General features: G+C 39.2%; 5 protein-coding genes. All 5 read right to left on the bottom strand.

Annotated features, from left to right (window positions below):
- Positions 1-1165, bottom strand: a 1165-nt coding sequence (locus V7266_RS30120) for a C39 family peptidase (RefSeq protein ID WP_335472943.1), incomplete at its 3' end; no start/stop codon positions are given.
- Between the two features lie 301 nt (positions 1166-1466).
- The gene (locus V7266_RS30115; protein WP_335472942.1) at positions 1467-2090 is read right to left on the bottom strand and encodes a hypothetical protein; all 624 of its coding nucleotides are present in this window, start codon (positions 2088-2090) and stop codon (positions 1467-1469) included.
- Between the two features lie 18 nt (positions 2091-2108).
- Positions 2109-2291 (bottom strand): hypothetical protein, encoded by a 183-nt coding sequence (locus tag V7266_RS30110; protein ID WP_335472940.1) that lies wholly within the window; start codon positions 2289-2291, stop codon positions 2109-2111.
- 421 nt (positions 2292-2712) lie between these two features.
- Positions 2713-3159 carry a hypothetical protein gene (locus V7266_RS30105; protein WP_335472938.1) on the bottom strand — a complete coding sequence of 149 codons (447 nt, stop codon included), beginning with the start codon at positions 3157-3159 and terminating at the stop codon, positions 2713-2715.
- A gap of 197 nt (positions 3160-3356) precedes the next feature.
- Positions 3357-3986, bottom strand: a complete 630-nt coding sequence (locus tag V7266_RS30100) for an FMN-dependent NADH-azoreductase (protein WP_335472936.1) — start codon at positions 3984-3986, stop codon at positions 3357-3359.
- Between the last annotated feature and the right edge of the window lie 134 nt (positions 3987-4120).

Genomic DNA, 4120 nt, shown 5'->3' with positions numbered 1-4120 from the left:
TCACATCTGGTCTTGCATCGCCATAGGAGGCTTGACCGGCTACTTTCCCGTCTACCAGAACTTCTAGCTTGGCGACGCCGCTTTGGTCTAAAAACCAGCCTTTTACGGTGTACTGCCCCTTCGTTTTCTCATTGACCGCTGGACTATCTATTACTCCTTTAGCATTTGAAACGTTGACAACTTTTCCAGGTAATGTGCTGGTCCAGCCGTTTTTACCTGTTTCCTTTACCGTTATAGTGTGCTTTCCGTTACTCAATTTCTTGGTATCCAAAGCATAATGAAAGCCAGCATTCCCATTGTTGTAGTCAGGATAAGCGTTTTTTACATCTGGTCTTGCATCACCATAGGAAGCTTGACCGACTACCTTTCCGTCAACCAGTACTTCAATCTTAGACACACCGCTCTCATCTAAGAACCAGCCTGATAGATTCGAAGTTTCATGGACAGTCGCACCTGTGCCTGGTTGATCAAGTACGCCTTTTGTTGAACCATATGTGATCGCCTGTCTGCCGAATTGCTCCCAGCCTCTAATGAAGGCCGCTCGGGATACTTTGCGATTTTTAATGTTCGCAAGCGGATCGTTAAAGTAGACGTAGTTTTGGTCATAACCGGTAAGCAGGACACTATGCTCATGAAAAGTCATTCTAAGCGGCCCGGTTGGCGTTTGGATGGTTCTCCACTGACTACTTGGCACCGTATCGAAGGTGCTTGTAGTAATGACCCAGACCGGTTTCCCTTTGCTTAACTGTTTTAAAATGACATCGAATGAGCTTCCTGTTAAATCAATGACATTTGTATACCTGCTTGCTAACTGAAAGACAGGACCATGATAGACAGAATACCCGATGGAACGGCCGGTAATATCGCCGACAAACCCGGTATTGGGGTTTCCCCAGTAGGTCGTACCTCCAGAGACGCGATAAGGTGTTGGATCCTTTTTGACTTGGCTGGCCAGTGTCATTTTTGAAACATTAATACCTTTGTAACGAAGCAGCATGGATAAGCTAGTAACCTCGCAGCCATTCTTTAATTCTGGCAATTGCGAGACAAGCGGTACGTTTAACGGAGTTTGGGCATAAGAGATGGAAGGCGCTAGAAAACTAGCTAAACCTACGATTCCTAAAGCAAATGCGGAAGAAACGATCCTATTTTTCAGACGATTCACTTGTTCATCTCCTTATTAATTCTCTTTTCTATTCATTAAACAGTTGCTGCCTTAATTTATCCTTAACTGGAAAAATAATCTTAATATTACACCTATTATTCTAGCAGGAATTTAATGGTAATCATAGAGTTTAAATAGATTGGTGCCTGACACCATTAACTGCACAAGCAACATCGCCATAGGAATAAACTGGCCTAAAAATAGTGTAGGTCCACATTGAACTAATGAATTTCACAAGTCTTAAATAAGTCATTTTCGATCGCCCTAATTTTAATTGGCTATTACTTAATTGCAAAAACACTTACTTCCCCAAATAAACCCTCTTTAATGTCTCTTCTTCCATAGGCGAAAGTTTGCTGGCCGTTTGGTCTTTTAGAGACTCGAAATTCTCTAACATTCGTCCATAGTTATAAATTGCAACCAATGCCCCGCCTAATGATCTCCCTTTCGTGATATCCACTTTATCGTCCTGCAAAGTTAAATAAAACACATTATATCTCGAATTAACTTCTTCTAGGTTAACCGCTCCAGCCTTTTGCTGATTTAAAGAAAAATAGTATGGCTCCACATTGGATTCAAGAATTTCACGGGCCTTTAAGAAGTCATTTTCGATCTTTCTTAGCTCTCTCTTGACCTCTTCATTTCCCCCTCTTTCCTCAAATCTCCCTTTAAGTAATACGTACAGGGCGAATAATGCTGCCTTCTCGTCGCTGAATTGAGCTAACTTACATTCTTGATCACGCTGCACATGAAATACTGTCCACTCAGAGCTCGAAGGGTTATTTTTCAGCCGTGCTCCTGAATCAAGATTGGCACTGCCATCCCTATTTTTGGGATAAACATCAATAATGGTCTGCCCATTGATACTCTCTTTACTTGATAAATAACTACCGCTCAGCTGATCAATAATATTATTCAACTCCATTGTGTATTCCACCTTTTTTTACTGAAACTGGTTAATAAGGTCTTCATCCATGAGTTCTTGTATGTTATGGAGTCTGCCTCCCTCGTGTTCACTAAAAGTCATATAATCATGAAGGAAGTTTCTTAAAAAGGTGGTTTTATCCAATCCCTGATGGATCGTTGAATGGTTAATCGTGATTACTCCACTCATTCTATCTGCCAAAACGCTCACTTCCCCAAATAATCCTCGTTAATGTTCAAATTAAAAAACAACTACTAATCTAAAAATATCTCATAGTCTTCATCTGAAAAGGGTTGATCTAATTGATGATTCACCAATAAACTATTGCATTTTTATCCAATAAAGAAAGTAAATAGACATAATCAAACATAGTGGAATAGGCAACTCAGTCTTCCATCTCAATTGTCTAAAAAACAATATGATGATTTTTTCCCAAAAAAATTGAAACTAACTTGCATTACTGTATATCCACAGAATGATCTGTTTTCATGGTAACAGACCATTAATCACCTATTTAAGGTAAATATATACTATTTAAATAGTACAATGGATGCATTACTCCAGACCTTCGAAGGCTTCGGTAGCTGAAAAATCCTCCGAATCTCCTAGAGAAATTCGGAGGTTACGCTTCTTCCTCCTCTTCGTCCGCTTCCTCATTTTCATGCTCAGGCTCCTCCTGTTCGTCCACTTCCTGCAATTTTTGTATCTCCTCCGTCAGCTGTTCAAAAGCATGGAGCCGATATTTGGCACTGGCAATCAGGTCGTCGATAATTTGCACAAAGGTCTCATACTCGACTCGGTTCTCACTGCATTGCTTAATCAGCCGCAAAAAATCATCCTCATATAAATGATATCTTTCTTTAAACACGTCCGCATCCATCGTTAAAAAATACTCCTCATCTACCACAAATTCGTTAAATATTTTTTTCGTCAACCTCCTTTTGGTAACGTCTATCTCATTTTGATCTTTTTCATCTTTGTAGTGCTCGGCATCCTCATACTCTGAACATAACGTGGCATAAATTTTCTCCAGCAGCTCAGTGGGTTCTAAATATTTCAATTCAGCCATTAGGGAAATCCTCCGAAACCTCTTTTTCTAAATTATTGCCATATATAATAAAAAACCTACCTTCAGACAAAGGGAGGTTTCTAAGTATAGTTGTTTAGAAATAATCACATACTCAAGCAACATTATTACAGATAAAAAAACACCCCTTGTTATTTGTAAAAACAAGGGGTGTTCTTGTGTCCATATTGATACAATTATTAAGCTTTAACAGCTGATAAACGCTTCGCTGCTTCTGCCACTTTTGCTAAACCTTCAGCAATAATCGTTTGGGCTTGATCTGGAGCTGCATTGTGGCCTTCGATGACCACTTCGTCAACGATTTCCATTCCGAATAAGCCGCCTGCCATATTTTTAACATAAGTAGCTGCCATTTCCATTGGGGCTGCCTCAGGTGTTGAGTAAATACCGCCGCGTGCGCTTAGGATAATAGCCTTTTTGTCAGACATCAAGCCGACTACACCAGCTTCAGTGTACTTGAAAGTGAAACCTGCTCCAGCTACATAATCAAAGAATGTATGCAATTTCGCTGGGATGGTTAAGTTCCATAACGGGAATGCAAATACAACAACATCTGCCGCTGAAAGAGCATCCATTGCTTTTTGTTTTGCAGCTACAATACGCTGTTCAACATCTGTTAACTCTTCACCAGATTGTAATTTACCAAAAGCATTGAACAAATCTTGGCCAAAGTAAGGCATGTCTTCTGCAAATACATCGTAGGTTGTTACGTTAACACCTTCAAGGTTTTCCATGAAAGTTTCATACATTTTACTAGAAACAGCTTCTGAAGCTGGACGGTTATTTGCTTTAATTACTAATACATTCATTTATATAAAGTCTCCTTTTTGATATTCTTGAAAATAATTATCTCGGATTAATAATATATAAAAATATAATAACACGCAACAAAACTGCTCAGAAGTTTTATAAAAATACTAGTTAATATCGACTAGTATTATAG

The sequence above is a fragment of the Neobacillus drentensis genome, from assembly GCF_036965645.1.
Taxonomy (GTDB): Bacteria; Bacillota; Bacilli; order Bacillales; family Cytobacillaceae; genus Neobacillus; species Neobacillus drentensis_D.
Note: the sequence above shows the minus strand (reverse complement) of the source record. Positions and strands in the feature narration are given on the sequence as shown.